The organism is Cupriavidus oxalaticus (assembly GCF_016894385.1).
GTDB lineage: Bacteria > Pseudomonadota > Gammaproteobacteria > Burkholderiales > Burkholderiaceae > Cupriavidus > Cupriavidus oxalaticus.
In genome coordinates this window covers 3,530,717-3,557,170 of sequence record NZ_CP069812.1, presented here as the reverse complement: position 1 = coordinate 3,557,170, position 26,454 = coordinate 3,530,717, and the positions used below count along the sequence as shown (strand labels likewise).

24 protein-coding genes are annotated in these 26,454 nt (G+C 66.9%); 18 read left to right on the top strand and 6 right to left on the bottom strand.

The window, feature by feature from the left end; all coding sequences use genetic code 11:
- Nucleotides 1-160: 160 nt before the first annotated feature.
- Nucleotides 161-526: a divalent-cation tolerance protein CutA gene (cutA, locus tag JTE92_RS28815; protein ID WP_063241269.1), complete on the top strand. Its 366-nt coding sequence runs from the start codon at nt 161-163 to the stop codon at nt 524-526.
- A 74-nt stretch (nt 527-600) separates the two neighbouring features.
- A complete protein-coding gene (gene dsbD, locus JTE92_RS28810) occupies nt 601-2,511 on the top strand; it encodes a protein-disulfide reductase DsbD (protein WP_063241268.1) in 1,911 nt (636 codons plus the stop codon).
- Between the two features lie 18 nt (nt 2,512-2,529).
- Here dsbD and JTE92_RS28805 read toward each other — a convergent pair whose 3' ends face one another.
- From JTE92_RS28805 to yihA, 3 genes are all read right to left on the bottom strand, one after another.
- A complete protein-coding gene (locus JTE92_RS28805; protein WP_063241267.1) occupies nt 2,530-3,747 on the bottom strand; it encodes a magnesium transporter CorA family protein in 1,218 nt (405 codons plus the stop codon).
- Nucleotides 3,748-3,778: 31 nt separating this feature from the next.
- Nucleotides 3,779-4,771, bottom strand: coding sequence for a porphobilinogen synthase (gene hemB / locus JTE92_RS28800; protein ID WP_063241266.1), 993 nt, complete (start codon nt 4,769-4,771; stop codon nt 3,779-3,781).
- 268 nt (nt 4,772-5,039) lie between these two features.
- Nucleotides 5,040-5,750 carry a ribosome biogenesis GTP-binding protein YihA/YsxC gene (gene yihA, locus JTE92_RS28795; RefSeq protein ID WP_063241265.1) on the bottom strand — a complete coding sequence of 237 codons (711 nt, stop codon included), beginning with the start codon at nt 5,748-5,750 and terminating at the stop codon, nt 5,040-5,042.
- A 506-nt stretch (nt 5,751-6,256) separates the two neighbouring features.
- Between yihA and JTE92_RS28790 the strand changes: the two genes are divergently transcribed.
- The 8 genes from JTE92_RS28790 (at nt 6,257) to msrQ (ending at nt 14,321) form a co-directional block, all read left to right on the top strand.
- Nucleotides 6,257-6,916, top strand: coding sequence for a c-type cytochrome (locus JTE92_RS28790; RefSeq protein WP_063241264.1), 660 nt, complete (start codon nt 6,257-6,259; stop codon nt 6,914-6,916).
- 170 nt (nt 6,917-7,086) lie between these two features.
- Nucleotides 7,087-9,276 (top strand): cytochrome c biogenesis protein ResB, encoded by a 2,190-nt coding sequence (locus JTE92_RS28785; RefSeq protein WP_063241263.1) that lies wholly within the window; start codon nt 7,087-7,089, stop codon nt 9,274-9,276.
- A gap of 15 nt (nt 9,277-9,291) precedes the next feature.
- Nucleotides 9,292-10,485: a c-type cytochrome biogenesis protein CcsB gene (ccsB, locus tag JTE92_RS28780; RefSeq protein WP_063241262.1), complete on the top strand. Its 1,194-nt coding sequence runs from the start codon at nt 9,292-9,294 to the stop codon at nt 10,483-10,485.
- A gap of 160 nt (nt 10,486-10,645) precedes the next feature.
- Nucleotides 10,646-11,083, top strand: coding sequence for a COG4315 family predicted lipoprotein (locus JTE92_RS28775; protein ID WP_063241285.1), 438 nt, complete (start codon nt 10,646-10,648; stop codon nt 11,081-11,083).
- Nucleotides 11,084-11,121: 38 nt separating this feature from the next.
- A complete protein-coding gene (locus tag JTE92_RS28770; protein WP_063241261.1) occupies nt 11,122-11,661 on the top strand; it encodes an RNA polymerase sigma factor in 540 nt (179 codons plus the stop codon).
- Nucleotides 11,658-12,506, top strand: coding sequence for an anti-sigma factor family protein (locus JTE92_RS28765; protein WP_063241260.1), 849 nt, complete (start codon nt 11,658-11,660; stop codon nt 12,504-12,506). The genes JTE92_RS28770 and JTE92_RS28765 overlap by 4 nt, the downstream gene beginning before the upstream one ends.
- A gap of 109 nt (nt 12,507-12,615) precedes the next feature.
- Nucleotides 12,616-13,611 (top strand): protein-methionine-sulfoxide reductase catalytic subunit MsrP, encoded by a 996-nt coding sequence (gene msrP / locus JTE92_RS28760; RefSeq protein WP_063241259.1) that lies wholly within the window; start codon nt 12,616-12,618, stop codon nt 13,609-13,611.
- 14 nt (nt 13,612-13,625) lie between these two features.
- Nucleotides 13,626-14,321 carry a protein-methionine-sulfoxide reductase heme-binding subunit MsrQ gene (gene msrQ, locus JTE92_RS28755; RefSeq protein WP_116386871.1) on the top strand — a complete coding sequence of 232 codons (696 nt, stop codon included), beginning with the start codon at nt 13,626-13,628 and terminating at the stop codon, nt 14,319-14,321.
- A gap of 48 nt (nt 14,322-14,369) precedes the next feature.
- Here the strand turns inward: msrQ and lysA are convergent, their stop codons facing one another.
- Nucleotides 14,370-15,629 carry a diaminopimelate decarboxylase gene (gene lysA, locus JTE92_RS28750; RefSeq protein ID WP_063241258.1) on the bottom strand — a complete coding sequence of 420 codons (1,260 nt, stop codon included), beginning with the start codon at nt 15,627-15,629 and terminating at the stop codon, nt 14,370-14,372.
- A 2-nt stretch (nt 15,630-15,631) separates the two neighbouring features.
- The gene (lptM, locus tag JTE92_RS28745; RefSeq protein ID WP_084254775.1) at nt 15,632-15,871 is read right to left on the bottom strand and encodes an LPS translocon maturation chaperone LptM; all 240 of its coding nucleotides are present in this window, start codon (nt 15,869-15,871) and stop codon (nt 15,632-15,634) included.
- A 201-nt stretch (nt 15,872-16,072) separates the two neighbouring features.
- On the opposite strand from lptM, the gene cyaY reads away from it, so the two are divergent.
- Entirely contained in the window at nt 16,073-16,408 is a 336-nt protein-coding gene (gene cyaY / locus JTE92_RS28740) for an iron donor protein CyaY (protein WP_063241257.1), read from the top strand.
- A 158-nt stretch (nt 16,409-16,566) separates the two neighbouring features.
- Here cyaY and JTE92_RS28735 read toward each other — a convergent pair whose 3' ends face one another.
- Nucleotides 16,567-18,948, bottom strand: coding sequence for a penicillin-binding protein 1A (locus JTE92_RS28735; RefSeq protein WP_063241256.1), 2,382 nt, complete (start codon nt 18,946-18,948; stop codon nt 16,567-16,569).
- 379 nt (nt 18,949-19,327) lie between these two features.
- Between JTE92_RS28735 and pilM the strand changes: the two genes are divergently transcribed.
- The 7 genes from pilM to aroB all read left to right on the top strand — a co-directional run bounded on the left by pilM (nt 19,328) and on the right by aroB (nt 26,437).
- The gene (gene pilM, locus JTE92_RS28730) at nt 19,328-20,398 is read left to right on the top strand and encodes a type IV pilus assembly protein PilM (RefSeq protein ID WP_174544885.1); all 1,071 of its coding nucleotides are present in this window, start codon (nt 19,328-19,330) and stop codon (nt 20,396-20,398) included.
- 18 nt (nt 20,399-20,416) lie between these two features.
- Nucleotides 20,417-21,085 carry a PilN domain-containing protein gene (locus JTE92_RS28725; RefSeq protein ID WP_063241254.1) on the top strand — a complete coding sequence of 223 codons (669 nt, stop codon included), beginning with the start codon at nt 20,417-20,419 and terminating at the stop codon, nt 21,083-21,085.
- Between the two features lie 2 nt (nt 21,086-21,087).
- A complete protein-coding gene (locus tag JTE92_RS28720; RefSeq protein ID WP_029047611.1) occupies nt 21,088-21,759 on the top strand; it encodes a type IV pilus inner membrane component PilO in 672 nt (223 codons plus the stop codon).
- 80 nt (nt 21,760-21,839) lie between these two features.
- Nucleotides 21,840-22,325, top strand: coding sequence for a pilus assembly protein PilP (locus JTE92_RS28715; RefSeq protein WP_063241253.1), 486 nt, complete (start codon nt 21,840-21,842; stop codon nt 22,323-22,325).
- Nucleotides 22,322-24,448 carry a type IV pilus secretin PilQ gene (locus tag JTE92_RS28710; RefSeq protein WP_063241252.1) on the top strand — a complete coding sequence of 709 codons (2,127 nt, stop codon included), beginning with the start codon at nt 22,322-22,324 and terminating at the stop codon, nt 24,446-24,448. Before JTE92_RS28715 ends, JTE92_RS28710 begins: the two co-directional genes overlap by 4 nt.
- A gap of 352 nt (nt 24,449-24,800) precedes the next feature.
- The gene (locus JTE92_RS28705; RefSeq protein WP_063241251.1) at nt 24,801-25,334 is read left to right on the top strand and encodes a shikimate kinase; all 534 of its coding nucleotides are present in this window, start codon (nt 24,801-24,803) and stop codon (nt 25,332-25,334) included.
- Nucleotides 25,331-26,437, top strand: coding sequence for a 3-dehydroquinate synthase (gene aroB, locus JTE92_RS28700; protein WP_063241250.1), 1,107 nt, complete (start codon nt 25,331-25,333; stop codon nt 26,435-26,437). The genes JTE92_RS28705 and aroB overlap by 4 nt, the downstream gene beginning before the upstream one ends.
- Nucleotides 26,438-26,454: the final 17 nt, after the last annotated feature.

The window sequence follows — 26,454 nt, the reverse complement described above, 5'->3', positions numbered from 1 at the left end:
CGTTTCTAAGTGCGTTCCGCGCCCGCTGCCGTCTTGCGACGGTTCCGGGCACACCGCTTACAATCGAGCCAGGCATCCGCCTGGCTCTTTTGTTTTGGGCGCCAGCCATCAATGCCAGCCATCAATGCCAGCCATTGCCAGCCGTTCCAGGAGCGTGCCGATGCCCGATGCCAGCCAGTCCCCCGACCCCGCCGAGCTGCTCGTGGTGATCACCAATACCCCCGATGCCGAGACGGCGGCGCGGCTGTCCCGGGCCGTGCTGGAGGCGCGCGCGGCAGCCTGCGTGAACCGTCTGGCCCCGGTGGAATCCGAGTACTGGTGGCAAGGCGTGCTGGAGCAGGCGCGGGAATGGCCGCTGCTGATCAAGACCACCCGCGCGCGCTACGCTGCACTCGAGGCCGTGATCCGGCAACATCACCCCTATGATGTGCCGGAGATCATCGCATTGCCGGTGACGACGGGCTTTGCACCGTACCTGGCGTGGGTTGGCAGCGAAACGAGTACGGGCGCGCAGCCGGCGGGATAACGGGCGAAAGGGAACGGCCGCGCAGCGATGGGTACGGCGGATTCCATCGGCCAGGACAGACAGGAAACAGCTTCATGAACATCGGTTTGGCACTTCCGGAGCGCGCGCGCGGACTCGTCGGCGCGCGGCATATTGCCGCAGTCCTGCTCGCGGTACTGGCCTGGCTTTGCCTGGCTGGCGCAGCGCTGGCGGCAACGGAAGACGATTTCCTGCCGCCCGAGCAAGCCTTCCGCTTCGCCGCGCGCCAGATCGACGACAGCACCGTGGAGGTGCGTTTCGACGTCGCGCCCGGCTACTACATGTACCGGGAGCGATTCGCCTTTGCGACGGAGCCTGCCGCCGTGAAGCTCGGCACGCCGGACTTCCCGCAAGGCAAGGTCAAGTTCGACGACACCTTCGGCAAGGAGATGGAGACGTACCGCGACAGCGTGACCATCCGCGTGCCGGTGGCGGCGGCGCCGGCGGACGGCAAGTGGACGCTGACTGTCACCTCGCAGGGCTGTGCCGACAAGGGCCTGTGCTATCCACCGATGGAAAGCGTCTACAAGGTCGGCGGCACCGGCCTGGCCGACCTGTTCGGCAAACGCGGGCGCTCCGATGCGCCCGCTGCGGCCCCACTGCAGGCTCAGCCAGCCCAGCCGGCTCCCGCTGCGACGCTGCGTGCCGATGACAGCGACCGCATCGCCGGGGCGCTGGCGAGCCGCAACGTGGGTTTGATCGCGGCACTCTTCTTCGGCCTGGGCCTGCTGCTGACCTTCACGCCGTGCGTGCTGCCGATGGTGCCGATCCTGTCCTCGATCGTCGTCGGCGAGCATGTCACGCGCAGCCGTGCGCTGGTGGTGTCGCTGGCCTATGTACTGGGCATGGCGGTGGTGTACACCGCCGTCGGCGTGGCGGCCGGGCTGCTGGGCGAAGGCCTGTCGGCCGCGCTGCAGACGCCATGGGTGCTGGGCCTGTTCGCCGCGCTGATGGTGGCGCTGGCACTGTCGATGTTCGGCCTGTACGAACTGCAGCTGCCGCAGCGCTGGCAGGCGCGGCTGACGGAGTCGTCCAACCGCCGCCAGGGCGGCCAGGTGGTTGGTGCAGCGGCCATGGGCGCGATCTCCGCGCTGATCGTCGGACCGTGCGTGACCGCGCCGCTGGCGGGGGCGCTGGCCTATATCGCGCAGACCCGCGATGCGGTCATCGGCGGCGCGGCGCTGTTTGCGATGGCGATCGGCATGGGCGTGCCGCTGGTGCTGGTGGGCGTGGGCGCGGGCAACCTGCTGCCGCGCGCCGGCCGCTGGATGGAGGTGACCAAGCGCTTCTTCGGCTTCCTGCTGCTGGGTGTGGCGTTGTGGATGCTCGGGCCGGTGCTGCCGGCATGGACGACGATGCTGCTGCTGGCGGCATTGCTGCTGGTGGCCGCGGTGTTCCTCGGCGCTTTTGACGGGCTTGGGGCCGATCCGCGCAACCTGGTGCGCGTGGGCAAGGGTCTTGGCGTATTGTTCGCGATCGCCGCGGCCATCGTGCTGATCGGCGTGGCGTCGGGCGGGCGCGATCCGCTGCAGCCGCTGTCACACCTGAGCGCGGGCCGCAGTGGTGCGGAAAGCGCGGGCGCCGCCCAGGCGGTGCGCTTCGAGCGCGTGCGCAGCGTCGCGGAACTGGATGCCCGCATGGCGCAGGCCGCCGCGGCCGGCAAGCCGGTGCTGCTCGATTTCTATGCCGACTGGTGCGTCAGCTGCAAGGAAATGGAGCGCATGACCTTCGTCGACCCGCGCGTGCGCGCGCGGCTCTCCGAGATCGTGCTGCTGCAGGCGGACGTGACCGCCAACAATGCCGACGACAAGGCGCTGCTCAAGCGTTTCGGGCTGTTCGGGCCGCCGGGGATCATCCTGTTCGGACCCGATGGGCGCGAGCGCCCGGTGCGGGTGATCGGCTACCAGTCGGCCAACCGGTTCCTGGAGAGCCTGGAGCGCGCCTTCGGCAAGCGTACCAGCACCTGAGGCGTACCTGCGCCTGCGCTAGTGTTCCAGCTGCCGCGCCACGGCCCACAGCGCGCCCAGCACCACTACCACCGCCCCCATCAGGCTGATCGACCACCAGAATCCCTCCGGCGCCTGCAGCCAGGGCATGCGCTCGAAGTTCATGCCGAAGATGCCGGTGATCAGCGTCAGCGGCATGAACAGCGCCGTGATCAGCGTCAGCATGCGCATGGTGCGGTTGGTGCGGTGGGCCACCGCCGAAAAGTGGATCTGCACCGCCGACTCGATGGAATCCTCCAGCCGGCGCGCATGCGCGAGCACGCGCTGGATATGCTCCATCACATCGTTGATGCGCACCAGCAACACTTCGTCGCGCCCCGTGGTATCCACCGGGGTGCCGTGCTGGTCGCTGCTGTAGCGGTTTTCCAGCAAGCTGTCGCGGAATTCCTGCAGCGCATCGCGCTGCTCCTCGCTCAGGTGCTCCAGCTTGCGCAGCTGGATGCGCGCGTCGAGAAGACCTTCCCAGCTGGAAAAACTGCGGCGCGAGTTCAGCAGCGCGCGCTGCCAGCGGTCGAGCTGGCGTGTCAGCGGGGCGCGCAGTTCGAGGTAGCGGTCCACCATCGCATTGAGCAGGCGCAGCATCAGGTCCTCGGGCCGGTTCGGCGGACGCACGCCGTGCAGCAAGGTCTGGCCGTTGCCGCGCGCGGGCGACGCCTGCGGCCGCGGTGCCTGGCAGAGCTCGAGCAGGCGCTGGCGCACCTGGTCGACGGTGCGCGACGGGCCGTTGCGTACCGTGACCAGCAGCGTATCGAAGACGAAGAACGTGACCGGCTGCGTGTCGATTTTGGCCAGTGCGGGCAGGAAGCCGGGCGGATATCGGCGCGCACGTGCCGTCGTCGCATCGCCAGACGTCCTGGGCGCATTGGCCGGCGTTGCCTCCGGCGGCTCGGCCTCGGCGATCGCGCGGCTGGTCTCGAAGGTCAGCTTGCGGAAGATCACCATGTCATACGCGTTGGTCGTGTCGAAATACGATGGATGCGCGGCATTGGTGGCGTCGGCCAGGTGCAGGTCGAGGATCGAAGCGCCCGCGAGCTGGCGCACGTTCTCGCGCCAGGCATCCGGGGCAGCGGTGACTTCCTCGGTGGAAAAGTCCGCCCAGACGAACAGCGCGGCGGCATTGCCGCCGAGGAAGCTGCCCGCTGCGGCGAGCGAGGCGAGCGGGTGTACCTGGCTGGCCGAGAAGCCGAGCAGTTCCATAGGCGCTTGGTTTCCGACAGGGTGATGCCGGTCAGGCGGCCAGCAGGCGCGCGGCGTCGCGGGCGAAATAGGTCAGGATGCCGTCGGCGCCGGCGCGGCGGAACGCCAGCAGCGATTCCATCATGACCTTGTCGTGGTCGAGCCAGCCGTTCTGCGCGGCGGCCTTCAGCATCGCGTACTCGCCGCTGACCTGGTAGACGTAGGTCGGGAAGCGGAACTCGTCCTTCACGCGGCGCACGATGTCGAGATACGGCATGCCGGGCTTGACCATCACCATGTCGGCGCCTTCGAGGATGTCCTGCGCCACTTCGCGCAGAGCCTCGTCGGTGTTGGCCGGGTCCATCTGGTAGGTCATCTTGTTGCCCTTGCCCAGGTTGGCGGCCGAGCCGACCGCGTCGCGGAAGGGGCCATAGAAGGCCGATGCGTACTTGGCCGAGTAGGCCATGATGCGGGTGTGGATGTGCCCGTTGTCTTCCAGCGCCGTGCGCACCGCGCCGATGCGGCCGTCCATCATGTCGGACGGCGCCACGATATCGACGCCCGCGTCGGCCTGGGCCAGCGCCTGGCGCACCAGGATCTCCACGGTGGTGTCGTTGATGACGTAGCCGTTTTCATCCAGCACGCCGTCCTGGCCGTGGCTGGTGTAGGGGTCGAGCGCGACGTCGCACAGCACGCCGAGTTCCGGGAAGCGGTCCTTCAGCGCCCGCACCGCGCGCGGCACCAGGCCGTCCGGATTGATGGCTTCGATGCCATCCGGCGTTTTCAGCGACGGGTCGATCACCGGGAACAGCGCGAGCACCGGGATGCCGAGCTTGACGCAGTCTTCGGCCACCGGCATCAGCAGGTCCACGGAGACCCGCTCGACGCCCGGCATCGACGCCACGGACTGGCGCTGGTTCTGGCCGTCAAGGATGAACACCGGGTAGATCAGGTTGTCCGGCGACAGGCGATGCTCGCGCATCATGCGGCGGGAGAAATCGTCGCGGCGCATGCGGCGCGGGCGGTACTCGGGGAAGGTCGACATGGCAGGCTTCTTGTGCTGGAGACGGGACCGGAAGGTCCCGGTTGCCAGCCGGCAAGCACTGCGCGCGCGGCGCAAGGATGCCGGCTGAAGAAAAACTAAACTTTTATGCGTGCCCGCCATCATACTCGCGGACACTATGCGTTGCGCCTTGCGTGGCACGGGTGTCCCCCGCTACTCCTCCCTGAGCGGGTACCCGCCCCAGCGGCGGGAAAGTTCGTCCCCGTTGCTTGCAGCGGGGCTTTTTTTGCGCGCTGACTACACTGCGGCGTTATGCCGCAGGGCCTGTGGAAGCGGGAGGAACAGCCGCCGTCGGTGCCGCGGCGTCCTGCGCGGCGTTCTTCTGCGCTTCCGGCAGGTTGAGCCAGCCGGCGATCACACCCTGCGCTTCTTCGATGCCGCGGCGCTTGAGACTCGAAAACAGCTGTGCCGTCAGCGGCACCGGCGTTTCCAGCTGCTCTGCATAGCCCTGCAGCATCTTGCGCGTCTCGCGCAGCGCCTTGGCGTTCTCGCTGTTGGTGAGCTTGTCGGCCTTGGTCAGCAGCACGTGGATCGGTTTGCCGGTGGGCAGGAACCACTCGACCATCTGGCAATCGAGATCGGTGAACGGCCGGCGCGCATCCATCATCAGGATCAGCCCCGACAGTTGCGGCCGCGTCTGCACGTAGTCGCTCAGCAGGCCCTGCCAGTGGTACTTGGCCGAGCCCGACACCTCTGCGTAGCCATAGCCGGGGAGGTCGACCAGGAACGCCTGCGGTTCCGGCGCCTTGACGGGAGCCACCGTGAAATAGTTGATGTGCTGCGTGCGTCCGGGCGTGCGCGAGGAAAACGCCAGCCGCTTCTGGTTGCACAGGATGTTGATGGCGGTGGACTTGCCGGCATTGGAGCGGCCGGCGAATGCCACCTCGGGCACGGCCGTGGCGGGCAGGTCGCGCAGGTGGTTGACGGTAATGAAGAAGCGGGCCTGGTGAAGGAGGGACATGCGCGATAGCGGTAGGGCGGGGCGCCGCGGCGGCGCAACTGGCGCTGGCCGTGGCCGGGTTACCGCCAGGGTGGGGAGGGCTGCGGCGGGGCCGCTCGCCGGGTTTGATCTGGCGCAGCGCGAGACCGTTTCAACACGGCACAGCAGGGCGCAAGGCATCAATCCGGCACATAACTTATTGTACAATACGCCGGTTTACGGTCTCCTGATCGGGTGACGCGCGACATCCTTTGCCGCGTGGCTCGGCTGCCGTTGTCCGGACGGGAAGCCTCGTTGTGTCGTCCTATCGTGGGCACGGCCTTGTTTCGCATCATGCGTTGCACCTCAGGTGCCGCAGCGGCGGATCAGGGGCTGGCGGGGGTCTGCCGCCAGGCAAACCGCAGCGGATCGGTCATCCGCTCGGGTCGCCACGATGTCAGGCCTTTGCCCCGGCGCGTCCTCACCGCCGGCAGAGTGCCGGCCGGCATGCATCACGGTATCCAAAACAATTCAGAGAAGGTGTGCGAATGAACCGCATTGCGAAGATTCTGGGTGTCCTGGCACTGGCCGTTCCTGCAGCCGCCCTTTCCGGACTGGCATCTGCCGCAGAGCAGGCCGCCGCAAAGGCCGACCCGGCCAAGGGTGAGACGCTGTACACGCAAGGTGCCCCCGATCGCAATGTGCCCGCCTGCCTGAGCTGCCACGGCGCAGCCGGCAACAGCGCGGCCGCCGCCAACCCCAAGCTGGCCGCCCAGCATCCGGAATACGTCCACAAGCAGCTGGCCGACTTCAAGTCCAAGGCGCGCAACAATGCGATCATGGTGCCGATGGCATCGGTGCTGACCGACGAGGAAATGCGCAACATTGGCGCCTACCTGGCCAAGCAGCCGATCAAGCCGGCCACCGCCAAGAACAAGGACACGATCGAGGAAGGCCAGAAGATCTACCGTGGCGGCATCGCCGCCAAGGGCGTGCCGGCCTGTGCCGCCTGCCATGGTCCCTCCGGCGCCGGCATCCCGGCCCAGTATCCGCGTATTGGCGGACAGTGGTCGGAATACACCGAGGCACAGCTGGTGGCGTTCCGCCAGGGCACCCGCAAGAACAATTCGGTCATGACGACCATCGCCGCCAAGATGTCGGATGCCGAGATCAAGGCGGTGGCGGACTACGTCGCCGGCGTCCGGTAACGACGCTAGCGCAGTACGCTGGCGCCGCCAGGCGCCGGTGCTTCGGCATGCAGCCCGCGTGGCATGCAACCGAACGCGCCTGTCACAATCGAAAGGGGTGGCCTGCTCGTCCAAGCAAGGCCACCCTTTTTTATTTCAAAGCAGCACGTTTGTCTTAGGTTTCACTGCACATGTCGACCGCTTCCACTTCAGGGCTGCACCTGAAGACCCCTCACCGCGTGTTGCGCGACGCGGTCGAATTGTTGTCCTCGATGCGCTTCGCGATCGCGCTGCTGACCGTGATCTCCATCGCCAGCGTGATCGGCACCGTGCTCAAGCAGAACGAGCCGTATCCGAACTACGTCAACCAGTTCGGGCCGTTCTGGGCCGATGTCTTCCATACGCTGTCGCTGCAGAAGGTCTACGGCTCGTGGTGGTTCCTGCTGATCCTGGCCTTCCTGGTGGCGTCCACCACGCTCTGCCTGGTGCGCAACACGCCAAAGATGATTGCGGACATGCGCTCATGGAAGGACCATGTGCGCGAGCGCAGCCTGCGTGCCTTCCACCATCGCGGCGAGTTCGACGGCGCACGCGCGCGCGCCGAGGCTGTCGGCAGGCTGTCGGCGCTGCTGCGCAACCGCGGCTACCGCATCAAGGCCGTCGAGCATGACGGTGCCACGCTGCTGGCGGGCAAGGCGGGGGCGGCCAACAAGGTCGGCTATATCCTGGCGCATACCGCCATCGTGGTGATCTGCATAGGCGGCCTGCTCGACGGCGACATGCTGATCCGCGCGCAGATGTGGCTGGGTGGCAAGACCCCGATCAGCGGCAACGCGGTGATCAGCGAGATCCCGTCGCAGCACCGGCTGCCGGCGACCAACCCCGGCTTTCGCGGCAATGCCTACGTGCCCGAGGGGCAAACCGTGTCCACGGCCATCCTGAACGTCGCCGACGGCGCACTCGTGCAGGACCTGCCCTTCGCGCTCACGCTCAAGAAGTTCTCGATCGACTTCTACGAGACCGGCATGCCCAAGCTGTTCGCCTCCGATGTGATCGTCACCGACCGCGTCACCGGCAAGCAGACCGAGGCCACCATCAAGGTGAACGAGCCGCTGATCGTCGACGGTATCGCCATCTACCAGTCCAGCTTCGAGGACGGCGGCTCGCGCCTGAAGTTCGTCGGCTACCCGATGCAGGGCACCGCGCGCGGCACCTTTGCCATCGACGGTGCCGTGGGCGGCAAGGCGCCGCTGAAGGACACCGGCACCGTCGCGGACAGCGAAGGCGTGACGGTCGAATTCAGCGACTTCCGGCTGATGAATATCGAGAACGTCACCGATGCCTCGGGCAAGCCCGATGCGCGCGGCGTCGCGCGCAAATCGCTGAACGAGACGCTGGAGAAGCACCTGGGTGCCGCGGCCAGCGCCGACCGGGCCAAGACGCTGCGCAATGTCGGCCCCTCGGTGCAGTACAAGCTGCGCGATCGCACCGGGCAGGCGCGCGAGTACAACAACTACATGGTGCCCGTGCAGATAGACGGGCAGTCGGTGTTCCTGGCCGGCATGCGCGAATCGCCGAGCGAGCAGTTCCGCTACCTGCGCATTCCCGCCGACGACCAGGGCAGCGTTGCCGACTGGATGCGCCTGCGCGCCGCGCTGCAGGACCGCGCGCTGCGCGGCGAGGCCGCGCGCCGCTTTGCGCTGGCCTCGATGCCGGGAGACGACAAGGCCGACCTGCGCCGCCAGCTTGCCGAAAGCGCGCTGCGCGCGCTCGACCTGTTTGCCGGCGCCACGCGACCGACCCCGGACTCGCCGCCGGGCGGCTTCACCGCGATCGCGGCATTCCTGGAAAAGTCAGTGCCGCAGGCCGAGCAGCAGAAGGCCGCCGACGTGCTGCTGAAGATCCTGAATGGCTCGATGTGGGAGCTGTGGCAGCTGGCACGCGCCCAGGACAAGCTGCCGGTGGTGCCCAACAGCGCCCAAAGCGGCACCTTCCTGCAACAGGCGATCAATACGCTGTCGGACAGTTTCTTCTACGGCGCACCGGTGTTCCTGCAGCTCGACGAGTTCAAGGAAATCAAGGCCAGCGTGTTCCAGATGACCCGTGCGCCGGGCAAGAACATCGTGTATCTTGGTTGTCTGCTGCTGACGCTGGGCGTGTTCGCGATGTTCTATATCCGCGAGCGCCGCGTCTGGATCTGGATCAAGGACAAGCCCGCCGAGGGAGAGGCCGCGACGCCCGGCAGCCAAGTGCTGATGGCGATGTCGACCCAGCGCCGCACGATGGACTTCGAAAAGGAATTCACGGCACTGCGCGACGACGTCGGCCGTGCCGCCGGCGGGATCCCCGCTGAAGCGCCACATCAAGGCGGCAGCCATTAAACAAGCAGGTACGCTATGTCTTCAAACGTGACCACGCAAGCCACGCGCGCCACGCCCGCCCACGGGGGTGCCGGCGATGAGGCTTATCTCGAACCTTCCTTCCTGCGCCGGCTGACGTGGGTGGACTGGCTGTTCGCGCTGGCCTTGGCCGTCGGCGCCGGCATTGCGCTGTCGCAATATGCGCAATGGATGGATGGCTACGACAAGGCCGTGCTGATCGGCGCCGTGCCTGCCTTTGCACTGCTCGGCTGGCACTGGAAGCCGGTACGTCCGCTGATGCTGGGGCTGACGGTGCTGTCGCTGTTCGCGATCCAGCTCTATCAGGGCCAGCTCGCGCGCGCGGACCAGGTCTTCTTCCTCAAGTACCTCCTGTCGAGCCAGTCGGCCATCCTGTGGATGAGCGCGCTGGTGTTCCTGTCCACGCTGTTCTACTGGGTCGGGCTGGCCACGCGCTCGGACACCGGCTACAGCATCGGCAGCAAGCTGTGCTGGGGCGCGATCGTGCTGGGTTTCACCGGCATGCTGGTGCGGTGGTACGAGTCGTACCTGATCGGCCATGACGTCGGCCATATTCCCGTCTCGAACCTGTACGAAGTGTTCGTGCTGTTCACGCTGGTCACGTCGCTGTTCTACCTGTACTACGAAGGCCGCTACGCCACGCGCGCGCTGGGGCCGTTCGTGATGCTGGTGGTGTCGGCCGCGGTGGGCTTCCTGCTGTGGTACACGGTCAGCCGCAACGCGCAGGAAATCCAGCCGCTGGTGCCGGCGCTGCAGAGCTGGTGGATGAAGATCCACGTGCCGGCCAACTTTATCGGCTACGGCACCTTTGCGCTGGCGGCGATGGTGTCGGTCGCGTACCTGCTCAAGCAGCGCGGCATTCTCGCCGAGCGGCTGCCGTCGCTGGAGCTGCTCGATGACGTGATGTACAAGGCCATCGCGGTCGGGTTTGCCTTCTTCACCATCGCCACCATCCTGGGCGCGCTGTGGGCGGCCGAAGCCTGGGGCGGTTACTGGAGCTGGGACCCGAAGGAGACCTGGGCACTGATCGTGTGGCTGAACTATGCGGCATGGCTGCACATGCGGCTGATGAAGGGCCTGCGCGGCACGGTGGCTGCGTGGTGGGCGCTGGTCGGACTGCTGGTGACGACCTTTGCCTTTCTCGGCGTCAATATGTTCCTGTCCGGCCTGCACAGCTACGGGGAGCTCTGACCGTCGCATGCGACGCGCCATGGTGCGATGCAAAGAACCTGCCTCCCGGCAGGTTTTTTTTCGACTTTTTTGCAACGTGACGGAATAAAGGCATCACATCGGGTGTTTACTGGAGGAGCGGTGCCGGCTGGCGGCATCGGTTAGCATGGAGAACAAGATCATGGCACGTGTGCGTCTTACCTCTGCAGCATCCCTCGTTCGTCCCGCCGCGCTGGCGCTCGGCTGCGCGGCTGTCCTGCTCGCCGGCTGCTCCGGCATGGGCATGGGCGGCAGCAGTACCGGCAACATGCCGCCCACGGTGAAGGTGACCAGTGGCGTGCTGACCGATCCGCAGGGCCTGACGCTGTACACCTTCGACCGCGACACCGCCAACAGCGGCAAGAGCGCTTGCAACGGCCCCTGTGCCACCAACTGGCCGCCGCTGATGGCCGCGCCGGGTTCGAACGCGTCGGGCCAATACACCATCATCACGCGCGATGATGGCGGCAAGCAGTGGGCCTACCGCGGCATGCCGCTGTACCGCTTTGCCAAGGACGCCAAGCCTGGCGACAAGACCGGTGACAATCTCAACAACGTCTGGCACGTCGCCAAGCCCTGACGGGCTGACGCCCTGGACGTCCTGAAGCACGCCACGGCATGGACGGCTTTGAAGGCCAGCTCGTAGCGCTGGCGCCGCGGCTGCGGCGCCACGCGCGCGGTCTCACCGGCGACGCGGCACAGGCCGACGACCTGGTGCAGGACACGCTCGAGCGCGCGCTGCGCTACCGCTGGCGCTTCCGCCTGCGCCCCGGCGCCTGGTGGGGCGACGGCGCCGACGGCCTGTTGCCGTGGCTGCTGACCCTGATGCACCGGCTGCGCCTGAACAGCTTGCGGCGCAAGGACCTGGTGGTGGCCACCGACACCCTGCCCGAGGTCAGCGCGCCCGCGGCCGACCCCGGCCTGCGCCGCGACCTGCTGCAGGCGCTGGCGCAGCTGCCCGAAGCCCAGCGCGCGGTGCTGCTGCTGGTCAGCCTGGAGCAACTGACCTATGCCGAGGCGGCGCGCGTGCTCGACATCCCGCAAGGCACGGTGATGTCGCGCCTGGCGCGTGCGCGCGAGCAGATGCGGCGCTTGCTCGACGGCGGTGCTCCCGGCCAGCCGGTGCCTGCCGCCAGTTCACTGCAGCGGGTGAAATGATGTCCGCGATCCACGAAGCCGATCTTCATGCCTACGCCGACGGCCAGCTGTCCGGCGCGCGCCGCGCCGCGGTGGAGGCGTACCTGGCGCAGCACCCCGGCGCAGCAGCGCAGGTCGCCGCGTGGCGCCGCCAGGCCGATGCGCTGCACGGCATGCTGGATCCCGTATTGAACGAACCGGTGCCATTGGCCGCGCTGCCGCCCGCCCTGCATGGCGAGCCGCGCCAGGCCGGGCGCCGGCGCGCGCCGCGCTGGACCATGGCGCTGGCCGCGGGCTGCGCCTCGGTGGCATTGCTGGCGCTCGGCGGCGCGCTCGGCTGGATGGCCCACGATCGCATCGGCAGCACCACCGTAGCGATGGCACCCGGCGAGCGCTTCGCTCGCGAGGCGCTCGCCACGCATGTGGTTTACGCGCCGGAAATGCGCCACCCGGTGGAAGTCGCCGCCAGCGACGAGGCGCACCTGATCGCGTGGTTGTCCAAGCGCCTCGGCATGGCGCTGCAAGTGCCCGACCTGCGCGCGCAGGGCTTCCACCTGATCGGCGGACGGCTGGGCGTGGCCGAAGGCGGCCCGTCCGCCATCCTGATGTACGAAGCGGACGACGGCACGCGCCTGTCGCTGCAGTTGCGGCGCATGGCGCAGGGCACGCCCGACACCGGCTTCCGCGTCGAGCGCATGCCGCGCGAAGGCGCACGGCGGCCGGCTGCCAGGCCGGCTACAGGGCCGGCGCCGATGGCGTTCTACTGGATCGACCGCGACCTCGGCTTTGCGCTGGCCGGGCCGCTGGAGCGTGCCCGGCTGCTGACGCTGGCGCAGGCGGTCTACCAGCAATACCAGGGCGGCTAGCCGCCGGTGTGGCGCCTGCGCCGCACCGAAAAAATTTGTCAGGACTGGCCCGCACGCCACGACCAAGCCCTGAGTCCAATCCTGCAAGCGCCCGGCAACGAGGAAAACCATGTTGATTCCTTCCCCCAAATGGCTGCGCGGCGGCGATATCGCCGCCGACGAGATCACCCCCCGCGATGTCTTCGAGTCGCGCCGCCGCATGCTCGCGCTGGCCGCCGCAGGTGCCGCCGGCGCCACGCTGGCGCCATGGTTTGCCCGCAACGCCTGGGCGCAGCACGGCCCGAAGCTGGCGGCCACGCCCAACAATGCTTATGTCGTGACCGAGAAGCGTACGCCCTACCAGGACGTGACCACCTACAACAATTTCTACGAGTTCGGTACCGACAAGTCCGACCCGGCCCGCAACGCCGGCACGCTGCGCCCGCGCCCATGGCAGGTGTCGGTGGAAGGGCTGGTGAAAACGCCCAGGGTCTACGATCTCGATGAACTGATGAAAGTCGCGGCGATGGAAGAGCGCGTCTACCGCCTGCGCTGCGTCGAAGGCTGGTCGATGGTGATCCCCTGGATCGGCTATCCGCTGGCCGAGCTGATCAGGCGCGTCGAGCCGCAACCCGGCGCGAAATACGTGCAGTTCATCACGCTCGCCGACAAGAAGCAGATGCCTGGCGTCAGCAGCAGCGTGCTCGACTGGCCCTACAGCGAAGGCCTGCGCATGGACGAGGCGATGCACCCGCTGGCGCTGCTGACCTTCGGCCTGTATGGCGAGGTGCTGCCCAACCAGAACGGTGCGCCGGTGCGCATGGTGGTGCCGTGGAAATACGGCTTCAAGAGCGCCAAGTCGATCGTCAGGATCCGCTTTGTCGACAAGCAGCCGCCCACCAGCTGGAACCTGGCGGCGCCGCAGGAATACGGTTTCTATTCCAACGTGAACCCCGACGTCGACCACCCGCGCTGGAGCCAGGCGACCGAACGCCGCATCGGCGAGGAGCGCGGCGGCGGTTTCGGCGCGCTGTTCGCGCCCAAGCGCAAGACGCTGCCGTTCAACGGCTACGGCCAGCAGGTGGCAGCGCTGTACCAGGGCATGGACCTGAAGAAGAACTTCTGATGGCAGGCGAACGCATGGCTTCCACTACCAACGCCGCGACCGCCGCGACCGCCGCGACCGCCGCGGGCGGCGTGGCGCGCAAGCAGCCGGCCGGCCTGGCAGCGCTGTCGCCGCAGCGCGTGCGCGCCATCAAGATCGCCTTGTGGCTGCTGGCGCTGCTGCCGTTCGTCCGGCTGCTTTACCTTGGCGCAACCGGGCAATACGGCGCCAACCCGCTGGAATTCGTCACCCGCTCCACCGGCACCTGGACCCTGGTGATGCTGTGCCTGACGCTGGCGATCACGCCGCTGCGCCGGCTGACCGGCTGGAACTGGCTGATCAGGCTGCGCCGCATGCTGGGTTTGTTTGCGTTCTTCTATGGGCTGCAGCACTTCCTGCTGTGGATCGGCGTGGATCGCGGCTTCGACCTGGCCTACATGATCAAGGACGTGTACAAGCGTCCCTTCATCACGGTGGGGTTCACGGCGTTCGTGCTGATGGTGCCGCTGGCGCTGACGTCGACCAACGGCATGGTGCGCCGCCTGGGCGGCAAGCGCTGGCAGGCGCTGCACAAGCTGGTCTATGCGACCGCGGTGCTGGCGATCCTGCACTACTGGTGGCACAAGGCGGGCAAGAACGACTTCGGCGAAGTCTCGATCTATGCCGCGGTGGTATTCGTGCTGCTGGGGATGCGGGTCTGGTGGTGGGCGCGCAAGGGCAGGGCTGCCTGATGAACTGCAGCGCCGCAGCCGGCCCCATAGCCGGCTGCGCTGCGCAGATCAGTCCTGCAGCAGGCGCTCGTCGCGGAACAGGTCTTCGACCAGCTCGCGCTCGCGCACCAGGTGCACGCGGGCGCCGTCCACCATCACTTCGGCGGCGCGCGGGCGGGTGTTGTAGTTCGAGCTCATGGTGAAGCCGTACGCGCCGGCGGACATCACCGCCAGCAGGTCGCCCGGCTGCACCGCCAGCGCGCGGTCGCGGCCAAGCCAGTCGCCCGACTCGCATACCGGGCCGACGATGTCGTAGGTCACCGGCGCAGCAGCGCGCAGCGCCACCGGCTCGATGCGGTGGTACGCCTCGTACATTGCCGGTCGGGCCAGGTCGTTCATGGCTGCATCCACGATGCAGAAATTCCGGGCTTCGCCGGGCTTGAGGAATTCCACCTGCGTCAGCAGCACGCCGGCATTGCCCACCAGCGAACGGCCCGGCTCGAACAGCACCTCGCGGTGGCCATGGCCACGCGCGGCCACGCGTTCGAGCAGCGTGGTGGCAAAGCCGGTGATGTCGGGCGGGGTCTCGTCGGTGTAGGTGATGCCCAGGCCGCCGCCCACGTCGATGTGCTCGAGGTTGATGCCCTCGCGCTCAAGTGCCTCGACCACGTCCAGCACCTTGTCCAGCGCTTCCAGGTAGGGCTCGACCTCAGTGATCTGCGAGCCGATATGGCAGTCGATGCCGGTCACTTCCAGGTGCGGCAGCGCCGCCGCGGCGCGGTAGGTCGGCAGCACGTCCTCGAAGGCAATGCCGAACTTGTTGCCCTTCAGGCCGGTGGAAATATACGGATGGGTCCTGGCGTCGACATCCGGGTTGATGCGCAGCGACACGCGCGCGCGCTTGCCGAGCCGGCCGGCAACCTCGTTCAATCGGTCCAGCTCGGGGATCGACTCGACATTGAAGCAGCGCACGTCGTGCGCCAGCGCCAGTTCCATCTCCGCCGCGCTCTTGCCCACGCCCGAGAACACCACCTTGCGCGCATCGCCGCCGGCGGCCAGCACGCGCTTGAGTTCGCCGCCCGAGACAATGTCGAAGCCCGCCCCCAGTTTGGCGAACACCTGCAGCACCGCCAGGTTGGAATTGGCCTTCATGGCGTACTGGACCTGCGCCTTGCGGCCTTGGCAGGCGGCGGCGTAGGCCTGGTACGCAGCGGTCAGCGCCGCGCGCGAATAGACATAGGTGGGCGTGCCGAATTCAGCGGCGATCTGCGCCAGCGGTACCTGCTCGACGGCAAGCGCACCGTCCTGGCGATGGAAGAAAGCGGTCATGGTTATCGGGTAGTGGGGGCGGCGGGCGACGATGCCGGCTGGTCGGCCGGAGCCGGTGCCGGAGCAGGCGTAGGAAGGGGCACCGCATCGGTGCGGCCCAGGCCGGGATCGGCCACGGTGGGCGCAGTCGGCTCGGGCGGTACCTTGGGCATGGTCAGCGGCCCGCGGATGCCGCATCCGGCCAGCAGGGGCATCGCAAGGGTGGCGGCAAACGCCGATACAATCGCAACACGACGCAGCATCGGTTGTCCCATCGGTCGTCCTTTAGGCTGTTGGCATGACGTTGGCGAGATCCGGCGCAATGACGCGCAATGACGCGCAATGACGCATTGCGGGCCGGGTCGTCCAGGCACTGCGCTACATGAATTCTCAACAAAAAACGCCGTTCGCGCCACGTACGCCCGGTTCGGGCAGCGGCGGCAACGGCGGTCTCGGAGTTTAGCATGCCCCCCTTGAGCGAAAGCGAGTTCCTCGCCCTGGCCACGCAGGAGCTGGACCGCATCGAAGCCGCGGTCGAAGCGGCTGCCGACGCGGCCGATGCCGATGTGGAAATCAGCCGCACCGGCAACGTGATGGAGCTGGAGTTCGAGAACGGCTCCAAGATCATCATCAACAGCCAGGCGCCAATGCAGGAACTGTGGGTCGCGGCGCGCTCCGGCGGCTTCCACTTCCGCCGCGAAGGCGAGCGCTGGATCGACACGCGCAACGGCGGCGAGCTGTACGCGGCGCTGTCGGGCTATGTGAGCGAGCAGGCAGGAACGACGCTGAAGCTAAGCTAAGGCGACGGGTTTGGGTGCACCAGAGCCGCCCGAACTGGCCTCAGCAAGGTGTTCTCCCTCTCCCATCAGGGGAGAGGGTTGGGGTGAGGGGTGGTCTAGCCAGGAATCACAACAAGCAGGGCCAACGGTTTTAACCCACCACCCTCAGCCTTTGAAGCTCAAGCCCCGCCGAACATTTCCAGGATCTTGCGCTTCTCCTGCTCGGTATCCGGCGACGGTGTCGTCGTCGTGGATTCCTCCGGCTTGCCCGGCCACGGATCGCCCAGGCCCACCGAGGCCACGCCGGCACCGCCCGCGTTCTCCTCGAAGGTCCAGTCGCCGCCCACCATCAGCACGCCTTCGGGCGCCGGCCGTTCCGGCGACTCGGGCACGCCCTTGAGCGCCTTGCTCATGTAGCCGACCCAGATCGGCAGCGCCAGCCCGCCACCGGTCTCGCGCACGCCCAGGCTCTTGGGCTGGTCGTAGCCCATCCAGGCGATTGCCACCAGGTTGGGCGTGTAGCCGGCGAACCAGGCATCGACCGCGTCGTTGGTGGTACCGGTCTTGCCGGCCAGGTCGTTGCGGCCCAGGCGCTGCTTGGCGCTGCTGGCGGTACCGTAGCGGACCACGTCGCGCAGCATGGTGTCGGCGATAAAGGCGGTGCGTGCGTCGAGCACGCGCACGGCATCGGTGCCGGCGCGTTGCGGATGGGTTTCGGAGATCACGTTGCCGCGCGCATCCACCACCTTCTGGATCAGGTACGGGTTGACGCGGTAGCCGCCGTTGGCGAATACCGAGTACGCGCCCGCCATCTGCAGCGGCGTCACGGCGCCGGAGCCCAGCGCCATCGGCAGATAGGCGGGATGCTTGTCGGCCTCGAAGCCGAAGCGGGTGATGTAGTCCTGCGCATACTGCGTGCCGATCGCGCGCAGGATCCGCACCGAAACCAGGTTCTTGGACTTGGCCAGCGCGCGGCGCATGGTCATCGGGCCTTCGAAGCGGCCGTCGTAGTTCTTCGGCTCCCACACCTGGCCGCCGGTATCGGGGCCGATCGTCAGCGGCGCGTCATTGATTACCGTGGCCGGCGAGAAACCCTTCTCCAGCGCCGCCGAATAGATGAACGGCTTGAAGCTCGAACCCGGCTGGCGCCAGGCCTGCGTCACGCGGTTGAACTTGTTGCGGTTGAAGTCGAAGCCGCCCACCATCGCACGGATCTCGCCGTCCTGCGGGCTCAGCGACACGAACGCGGCGGCCACTTCCGGCAGCTGCGTGACCGACCAGTTGCCCTTGTCATCCTGCGTCACGCGGATGATCGCGCCGGGACGCATCTTCATCTTGGGCTGGGCATTGGCCGACATCGACGGCGAGATAAAGCGCAGCGCCGAGCCTTCGATGGTCGCCACCTCGCCCGACAGCAGCGTGGCCTTGACCTGCTTGGACGACACGCTGGTGACCACGGCCGAGCGCAGGTCGCCGCTGCCCGGGTGCTCGACCAGCGCATCGTCGATCGCCTGCTCGCGCTCGGCCGGATCGGAAGGCAGGTCGATAAAGGCTTCGGGGCCGCGGTAGCCGTGCTTGCGCTCGTAGTTCATGATGCCGGTGCGCACGGCTTCGTACGCCGCATCCTGGTCGGGCTTGGTCAGCGTGGTGTAGACCGTCAGGCCGCGCGTATAGGTTTCTTCGCGGTACTGCGCGTACATCAGCTGGCGCACGATTTCGGCGACGTACTCGGCGTGGGTCGAGAACTCGTTGCCCTCGGTGCGCACCTTCAGTTCCTCGTGCACCGCTGCGTCATATTGCTCGGGCGTGATGTAGCGCAGGTCGCGCATGCGCTGCAGGATGTATTCCTGGCGCACCTTGGCGCGGCGCGGGTTCACCACCGGGTTGTACGCCGACGGCGCCTTGGGCAGGCCGGCCAGCATCGCGGCCTCGGCCGGCGTCACGTCGCGCACCGACTTGCCGAAGTACACGCGCGCGGCGCTGTCGAAGCCATATGCGCGCTGGCCCAGGTAGATCTGGTTCATGTACAGCTCGAGGATCTGGTCCTTGTTCAGGTTGGCCTCGATCTTGTACGCCAGCAGCATCTCGTAGATCTTGCGGGTGTAGGTCTTCTCGCTCGACAGGAAGAAGTTGCGCGCCACCTGCATGGTGATGGTCGACGCACCTTGCGACAGGCCCCCGCGCAGGTTGGCCAGCCCCGCGCGCATCACGCCGACGAAGTCCACGCCGCCGTGTTCGTAGAAGCGGTCGTCCTCGATCGCCAGGACGGCCTTTTTCATCACGTCGGGGATCTCGGCGATCGGCACGAAGTTGCGGCGCTCTTCGCCGAACTCGCCGATCAGCACATTGTCCGCCGTGTAGATCCGCAACGGGATCTTGGGCCGGTAGTCGGTGATGGTGTCCAGCGAGGGCAGGTTGGGCGCAGCCACCAGCAGCGCGTAGCCGAGCAGCAGCGCGATCATGACGACACCGGCAACAACCAGCCCCACCGCCCAGAACATGAAGCGCGCCCAGATCGGGCGGCGGGCAGGGCGGGTCGGCTTCTGTTGTGCTGTGGCCATAAGGAAAATACCTAGTCAGGGGTGCCGGGCATTATATCTTCCGGCATCGGGCGCTCCGCGCGCGCAGTGCTCCGCGCGCCGCTACCACGCTGTTACAAGATGTAAGACAGCGGAAGGCGGCAAGCAGGGCGAAGTTACATGCAGCAAGCTGGCGAGGAAGGGAACCCGACGACCGTGGGGTTTTGGCAACGGATTGGCGAGAGTCTTCTGAAAAAGAAAGCGTGGTCAGACCGGCACATTGCCACCGATGCCGGTTTTTGTAAGAATCGGCCAACATATAAGAGCAAGTGTTTCGGTCAAGAAACAAGGCTCGCCCGATTAGAGCGTACAAGCCGAGGGCGAGTTCAAAGTCAGGGGGGTCACCTTGCGACGGGGCATTTTGTCGGGGCTTCTGCGCCGGACTACGGTCGGCGTGGATATCGGGTCGTCCAGTATCAAGGTAGTCGAGCTGTCCGTCGGTGGCGGCAAGCACGACTATCGGCTGGAAAAGTGCGCCAGCGAACTGCTGGACCGCAACGCCGTTGCCGATGGCAACGTCATCAACATTGAAGCCGTCGGGATCGCGCTCAAGCGTGCGCTCGGCAAGGCCGGCATCCGCTCGAAAGACGTGGTGCTGGGCGTGCCGTCCATGCTGACCGAATCACAGACGGTCAGCTTGCCGGACAACTTGTCCGAGGACGAGCTGTATTCGCAGGTCGAGTCCGAGGCACACCGGCTCTATCCGCCCTCGCAGGCGGTCAACTTCGACTTCGCCGTGATCGGCCCCAGCGAGACCGAGGGCGGCATCGGCGTGCGCGTCACCGCGGCCAACAGCGACCGCGTGCAGGAGCGCGTGACCGCTGCCGAAATGGCCGGGCTCAAGCCCCAGGTGATGGACGTCGAAGAGTACGCGGTGCAGCGCTCGATCGTGCAGATGCTGGGCGTGCCCCACGAAATGTCCGAGGCCGATGCCCGCGCGCTGCCCGTGGTGGCGGTGGTCCACCTCGGCGGCAGCCGCTCCAAGGCGATCTTCTACCAGGGCTGGAAAGAGCTCTACGAGCAGCCGCTGAACAGCTATGGCGACCAGCTCACGCAGAGCGCGGCGCGCATGTTCACGCTCGACGCGCTCAAGGCCGAGATCAAGAAGCGCAAGAATACGCTGCCCGAAGCGTGGCGCGCGCAGCTGCTCAAGCCGTCGCTGGAATCGCTGGCGCTGGAAGTGCAGGCCGCGATCGGCAACTTCATCGCCAGCTCCAGCCTGGGACGCGTCGACGAGATCCTGCTGTCGGGCGGCCATGCGTCGCTGCTGGGCGTGCAGGCGGCGATCCAGCAGCAGACCAGGATCACCACCACGCTGGCGAATCCGTTCGCCAACATGGCGACTCACGCCAAGGTCAACGAGCGCTACCTGCAGCGCGACCTGCCGGCGTATATCGTCAGTGCCGGCCTGGCCCTGCGCGGCCTGCAATAACGCACCGGAGGCATTCGAATGTCCACGAACACGCTGCCTTCGGTCAACCTGCTGCCTTACCATGAAGCCCGCAAGGCAGCGCGGCGCAAGAAGGTGTATTCCCTGCTTGGCGGCGCGGCCGCGGCCGGTGCCGCCGTCGTGCTGCTGGGCGGGCTCTATATCGACGGTCGTATCGACTCCGTGGTCGCGCTGAACCAGGTGCTGAGCGCGGAGAATGCCAGGCTCGACGGCCAGATCCGTGAGGTCAACAGCCTCAAGAAGGATATCGACGCGCTGCTGCAGCGCCAGAAGGCGGTGGAGAGCCTGCAGACCGAGCGCAACCGCCCGGTCCAGCTGCTGGAGGAACTGGTGCGCCAGGTGCCGGAAGGCGTCTACCTGACCAGCCTGAAGCAGGCGGGCGAGGCCTTCACCATCGCCGGCGTGGCGCAGTCCAATGAGCGCATTTCCGAACTGCTGCGCAACCTTGGCGGCGTGCAGTGGCTCGACAAGGCCGAGCTGGTCGAGTCCAAGGCGGTCACCATGACCAACAACCTGCGCGAGCAGCGCCGGCTGTTCGATTTCTCGATGCGCTTCGCGTACCGCGCGCCGGAAACGCCGCCGGGCGCCGATAGCAAGAAAGGCACGCCGGGCAAGCCCGCCGCCGCACCCGCTCCCGTCCCTGCAGCCGCATCCGGAAAGGCAGCCTGACCATGGCGCTCAATTCAGAAATCAACCTGGCCGACCTGACGAGCCAGTTCCGCGGGCTCAACCTCAACGAGCCGGAAACGTGGCCGGCGGCGCCGCGCGTGCTGTTCGCCGTGATGGCCGCGGCGCTGGTGCTGCTGCTGGGTTGGCAGTTCTACTGGAGCGGCAAGTTCGACGAGCTCGACCGCCAGCGGCTGGAGCAGGAAAACCTGAAGCAGGCGTACCAGTCCAAGGTGGCGCAGGTGGCCAACCTCGACGCATTGCGCGAGCAGAAGAAGCAGGTCGAGCAACGCGTCGCCCTGCTGGAGCGGCAATTGCCCAACAAGACCGAGATGGACGCGCTGCTGGCCGACGTCAACCATGCCGGCGTGGCGCGCGGCCTGCAGTTCGAGCTGTTCAAGCCCCAGGCGGCGGTGCTCAAGCCTTACTTTGCCGAGATCCCGGTGAACCTGCGCGTGACCGGCCGCTACCACGAGGTGGCGCAATTCAACGCCGACGTGGCCGCGCTGTCGCGGATCGTGTCGATGCAAAGCCTGCAGCTTGCCCATACCAAGGAGGGCGGCCTCTCGATGGAGGCGGTGGCCATGGCGTACCGTGCGCTCGATCCTGACGAGCAGGCCGCGCAGCGCAAGGCCGCCGCGGCTGCCGCCGCCGCCAAGACGGGAGGTGCCAAGTGAGCCGCACCCATCGTCCCCCTCGTACTGGCGGCTCGGCATGGCCGCGCCTGCCGGCATCGCCTCGCGTACTCGCCGTTGCCATGCTCGCCGCCGGCCTGCTTGGCGCCTGCGGTGCCAGCGATGAAGACATGCTGCGCCAGTGGATGGACGCTACGCGCAACGCTCGCGCCAAGCCGCCCGAGCCGTTGCCCGAGCCCAGGCCCTACGTACCGCGCGAGTATGCCGCGGCCAATGCGCCGGAGCCCTTCGCCCAGGCAAAAATCGGCGAACTGAACAAGACGCTGTCGGATTCGCCCGAAGCCGGGCGGCCGCGCCAGCCGCTGGAAGACTACCCCCTCGAGAATTTCAAGATGCTCGGGATGCTGAAGAAGCAGGGGGAGACCTTCGGCGTCGTACGCGTCGATAACAAGATCCACCACGTGAAGGTGGGTCAGTATCTCGGCCAGAGTTACGGCCGGGTGGTCCGCATCACCGATCAGGAGATCGTGTTGCGCGAATTAGTCCGGGAGGGGGTATCCGAGTGGAAAGAGAAAATGACCAGCCTCAAGCTGGAGGTGTCGGCATGACCCCCGCGCGCTGGTATCGTGCGCTCGCGGGCGCCGCAAGCGCGACGCTGGCGCTGTTGCTGCTGATTGCCGCACCGGCAGCACTGGCACAAAGCAACCGGATCAAGGCGGTGGACGTCAGCACGGTCGGCGAGCAGACCGTGCTGACGGTCGAACTCGAACGGCCGCTGGCGCAGAAGCCGGTGGATTTCACCACGCAGAACCCGGCACGGCTCGCGATCGATTTTGCCGACACCGGCATTGCCAACGGGCGCGCGCAGTATGACTACGGCGGCAAGGTGGTCAAGGCTGCCAACGTGGTGCAGATCGGCAGCCGCACCCGCATGATCCTCGAGCTCACGCGCAACGCCACCTATCGTACCGATCTGCGCGGCAATGTCTTCGTGGTGGCGCTGGACAATGTGGCGCCGGCGGTAAAGAACGCTGCGCCCACGTTCGCCCCGGCCGCGACGATGACGCCGGCCGCCGCGGCGGCGCGGCCGTCGGTGCGCCATATCGACTTCCGGCGCGGTGCGGACGGCGCCGGGCGCGTGGTGGTGGACCTGTCCTCGCGCGATTCGGGCATCAATATCGCGCAGCAGGGCAAGAACGTGGTGGTCGATTTCCTCGGCACCACGCTGCCCGAGCACCTGCGGCGGCGCTTTGATGTCAGCGACTTCGGCTCGCCGGTGCACAGCCTGCTTGCCTCCGACACCAACGGCAACGCACGCCTGACCATCGAGCCGCGCGGCCACTGGGAATACAGTTCCTACCAGACCGACACCCAGTTCGTGGTCGAGGTGCGGCCCGTCAAGGAAGACCCCACCAAGCTGATCAGCGGCCCGGGCTACCGTGGCGAGCGCCTGTCGCTGAACTTCCAGAACATCGACATCCGTTCGCTGCTGCAGGTGTTTGCGGATTTCACCAACCTGAACATCATCACCAGCGAAAGCGTGCAGGGCAATATCACGCTGCGGCTGAAGGATGTGCCGTGGGACCAGGCCCTGCAGATCGTGATGGATGCCAAGGGGCTGGCCTCGCGCCGCAACGGCAATGTGCTGTGGGTGGCGCCCAAGGCGGAACTCCAGACCAAGGAAAAGCTCGAGCTGGAGTCGCAGCAGCAGATCAATGACCTCGAGCCGATCCGCAGCCAGGTGTTCCAGCTCAACTACCAGCGCGCCGAGGACGTGCGCCGGATGCTGCTGGGCATGAGTGCCGGCGGCGGCGCAGCGGCCCCGGCCGGTGTGGCGGGTGGCGCGGGCGCGAGTGCGCGCATGCTGTCCAAGCGCGGCTCGCTGACCGCCGATGCGCGCACCAACCAGCTGTTCGTGTCGGATATCGCCAGCAAGCTGGAAGAGGTGCAGAGCTTCATCGGCAAGATCGATATCCCGGTGCGCCAGGTCATCATCGAGGCGCGTATCGTCGAAGCCACCGATTCCTTCAGCCGCAACCTCGGCGTGAAGCTGGGCTTCGCCGGGCAGTACAACAACGCGAGAGTCGGCAACACCTACAACAACGTGCTGCCGGGCGCGACCTCGGACAACGGCCCGTTCCTGAGCCTGCCGGCCGCCTCGATCAACGGCACCAACCCGGCCAATGTCGCGGTCAGCCTGTTCAACAGCGCCGCCACGCGTTTCCTGGCGCTGGAGCTGTCGGCGCTCGAGGCGGACGGCAAGGGCAAGATCATTTCCAGCCCGCGCGTGGTCACCGCGAACAACATCAAGGCGCTGATCGAGCAGGGCACCGAGCTGCCGTACCAGGCTGCCACCTCCAGCGGCGCCACCTCGGTACAGTTCCGCAAGGCCAACCTGAAGCTGGAGGTGACGCCGCAGATCACGCCTGAAGGCAATGTGCTGCTGGACGTGGACGTCAACAAGGACAGCGTCGGCATCCAGACCACGTCGGGCTTTGCCATCGACACCAAGCACGTGCAGACCCAGGTGCTGGTGGAAAACGGCGGCACCGTGGTGATCGGCGGCATCTACACGCAGACTGAGTCCAACGACACCGACAAGGTGCCGCTGCTGGGCGATATCCCGGTGCTGGGCTACCTGTTCAAGAACAATGCCAAGGTCCGCAACCGGACCGAGCTGCTGGTGTTCCTGACGCCGCGGATCCTGAACGAAAGCGTGTCGCTGCGCTGATCGCGTCGGGGGTTCGACGCCGGATACAGTAGACTGGCAGGCCGCATCGACAGATGCGGCCTTTTTTGTTGCCGCCGGACTGGACCGGTGGCCAGCCAGGCCAGGAGGAGGCCGGCATGCGCGGCAAGACACGCGTGGATGTGGCTGATGCTGCATCCGGCACTTGCCGTGCGCACCACAACATAAGAAGATGATGCAGTTCCTAACCGGGGAGGGTGGCCCAGGCGCCGCGCTCCCGAACGACAGTCCCGTGACAGCCTCTGCGACAGGGTCGGCACCGCGCCCGCACCCCGATCGACAGGAATCCGACCGACCGGAATCCGATCGACCCAATCTCTTTTTCGTCGGCCTGATGGGCGCCGGCAAGACCACCGTGGGCCGCACGGTGGCGCGGCGTCTGCACTATCCGTTTTTCGATTCCGATCACGAGATCGAGGCACACTGCGGCGTGCGCATCCCGGTGATCTTCGAGGTCGAGGGCGAAGCCGGCTTCCGCGACCGCGAGACCGCGATGATCCGCGAACTGACCGCCCGCCAGGGCATCGTGCTGGCCACCGGCGGCGGCGCGGTGCTGCGCGCCGAAAACCGCGAGGTGCTGAAGGCCCGCGGCACCGTGGTCTACCTGCGCGCAAGCCCCCACGACCTGTGGCTGCGCACCCGCCACGACCGCAACCGCCCGCTGCTGCAGACCGAAGATCCCAAGGGCAAGCTCGAGGCGCTGTACGCCCAGCGCGACCCGCTTTATCGCGAGGTGGCGGATTTCATTATTGAAACCGGCAAGCCTTCGGTGGCGCAGCTTGCTAATATGGTGCTGATGCAACTCGAAATGGCCGGCTTTGCGATCCATCCCGCGCAACCGGCGCCGCAGGACCCCACTCATCCATGATCACGCTTGAAGTCGACCTGGGAGCGCGCAGCTACCCCATCCATATCGGTACCGGCCTGCTCGACAACGCCGAACTGCTGCGCCCGCACGTGCGCGGCCAGCACGCCGTCATTGTTACCAACGAGACCGTGGGTCCGCTCTATGCGGCGCGCGTCGAGGCCAACCTGAAGTCGCTCGGCAAGACCGTGCGCACGGTCACGCTGCCCGACGGCGAGGCCTTCAAGCAGTGGGAAACGCTGAACCTGATCTTCGACGCGCTGCTGCAGGCCGGCGCCGACCGCAAGACCACGCTGGTGGCGCTGGGCGGCGGGGTGGTGGGCGACATGACCGGGTTTGCCGCCGCCTGTTATATGCGCGGGGTGCCGTTCATCCAGGTGCCGACCACGCTGCTGTCGCAGGTGGATTCGTCGGTGGGCGGCAAGACCGGCATCAACCACCCGCTCGGCAAGAACATGATCGGCGCGTTCCACCAGCCCAACGCGGTGATCGCCGATATCGACACGCTGCGCACGCTGCCCCCGCGCGAGCTGGCCGCCGGCATGGCCGAGGTGATCAAGCACGGTGCCATCGCCGACGCCGAGTACTTTGCCTGGATCGAGCGCAATATCAAGGCGCTGAACGACTGCGACCCTGAGCTGATGGCGGTGGCGGTGCAACGTTCGTGTGAAATCAAGGCCGGCGTGGTGGCGCAGGACGAGCGCGAGGGCGGCCTGCGTGCCATCCTCAATTTCGGCCACACTTTCGGCCATGCGATCGAGGCCGGCATGGGCTACGGCGCCTGGCTGCACGGCGAGGCGGTGGGCTGCGGCATGGTGATGGCCGCCGACCTGTCGCACCGGCTGGGCTTTATCGACACCGAGACCCGCGCCCGCATCCGCGAACTGACGCTGGCGGCCAACCTGCCGGTGGTGGCGCCGGAACTGGGCACCGACCGCTATATCGAAATGATGAAGGTCGACAAGAAGGCCGAGGCCGGCAGCATCAAGTTCATCCTGCTGAAGAAGCTCGGCGAGGCGTTCATCACCACGGTGCCGGACGCCGACCTGCGTGCCACGCTGCAGCACGCAGTGCTTAAACCTCCCACCGAGGCCACGGTCGCTTAATTGACCGGTTATGCCTC

Coding starts and splice junctions, on each gene's coding strand:
- yihA (WP_063241265.1), bottom strand. CDS start 5,750: ATGTCCCTCCTTCACCAGGCCCGCTTCTTCATTACCGTCAACCACCTG.
- msrQ (WP_116386871.1), top strand. CDS start 13,626: ATGGCTTCCACTACCAACGCCGCGACCGCCGCGACCGCCGCGACCGCC.
- JTE92_RS28725 (WP_063241254.1), top strand. CDS start 20,417: ATGTCCACGAACACGCTGCCTTCGGTCAACCTGCTGCCTTACCATGAA.
- lptM (WP_084254775.1), bottom strand. CDS start 15,871: ATGCTGCGTCGTGTTGCGATTGTATCGGCGTTTGCCGCCACCCTTGCG.
- JTE92_RS28785 (WP_063241263.1), top strand. CDS start 7,087: ATGTCGACCGCTTCCACTTCAGGGCTGCACCTGAAGACCCCTCACCGC.
- JTE92_RS28735 (WP_063241256.1), bottom strand. CDS start 18,948: ATGGCCACAGCACAACAGAAGCCGACCCGCCCTGCCCGCCGCCCGATC.
- JTE92_RS28790 (WP_063241264.1), top strand. CDS start 6,257: ATGAACCGCATTGCGAAGATTCTGGGTGTCCTGGCACTGGCCGTTCCT.
- dsbD (WP_063241268.1), top strand. CDS start 601: ATGAACATCGGTTTGGCACTTCCGGAGCGCGCGCGCGGACTCGTCGGC.
- JTE92_RS28705 (WP_063241251.1), top strand. CDS start 24,801: ATGGGCGCCGGCAAGACCACCGTGGGCCGCACGGTGGCGCGGCGTCTG.
- JTE92_RS28720 (WP_029047611.1), top strand. CDS start 21,088: ATGGCGCTCAATTCAGAAATCAACCTGGCCGACCTGACGAGCCAGTTC.
- JTE92_RS28770 (WP_063241261.1), top strand. CDS start 11,122: ATGGACGGCTTTGAAGGCCAGCTCGTAGCGCTGGCGCCGCGGCTGCGG.
- aroB (WP_063241250.1), top strand. CDS start 25,331: ATGATCACGCTTGAAGTCGACCTGGGAGCGCGCAGCTACCCCATCCAT.
- lysA (WP_063241258.1), bottom strand. CDS start 15,629: ATGACCGCTTTCTTCCATCGCCAGGACGGTGCGCTTGCCGTCGAGCAG.
- ccsB (WP_063241262.1), top strand. CDS start 9,292: ATGTCTTCAAACGTGACCACGCAAGCCACGCGCGCCACGCCCGCCCAC.
- JTE92_RS28765 (WP_063241260.1), top strand. CDS start 11,658: ATGATGTCCGCGATCCACGAAGCCGATCTTCATGCCTACGCCGACGGC.
- JTE92_RS28775 (WP_063241285.1), top strand. CDS start 10,646: ATGGCACGTGTGCGTCTTACCTCTGCAGCATCCCTCGTTCGTCCCGCC.
- msrP (WP_063241259.1), top strand. CDS start 12,616: ATGTTGATTCCTTCCCCCAAATGGCTGCGCGGCGGCGATATCGCCGCC.
- JTE92_RS28710 (WP_063241252.1), top strand. CDS start 22,322: ATGACCCCCGCGCGCTGGTATCGTGCGCTCGCGGGCGCCGCAAGCGCG.
- cutA (WP_063241269.1), top strand. CDS start 161: ATGCCCGATGCCAGCCAGTCCCCCGACCCCGCCGAGCTGCTCGTGGTG.
- cyaY (WP_063241257.1), top strand. CDS start 16,073: ATGCCCCCCTTGAGCGAAAGCGAGTTCCTCGCCCTGGCCACGCAGGAG.
- JTE92_RS28715 (WP_063241253.1), top strand. CDS start 21,840: ATGCTCGCCGCCGGCCTGCTTGGCGCCTGCGGTGCCAGCGATGAAGAC.
- hemB (WP_063241266.1), bottom strand. CDS start 4,771: ATGTCGACCTTCCCCGAGTACCGCCCGCGCCGCATGCGCCGCGACGAT.
- JTE92_RS28805 (WP_063241267.1), bottom strand. CDS start 3,747: ATGGAACTGCTCGGCTTCTCGGCCAGCCAGGTACACCCGCTCGCCTCG.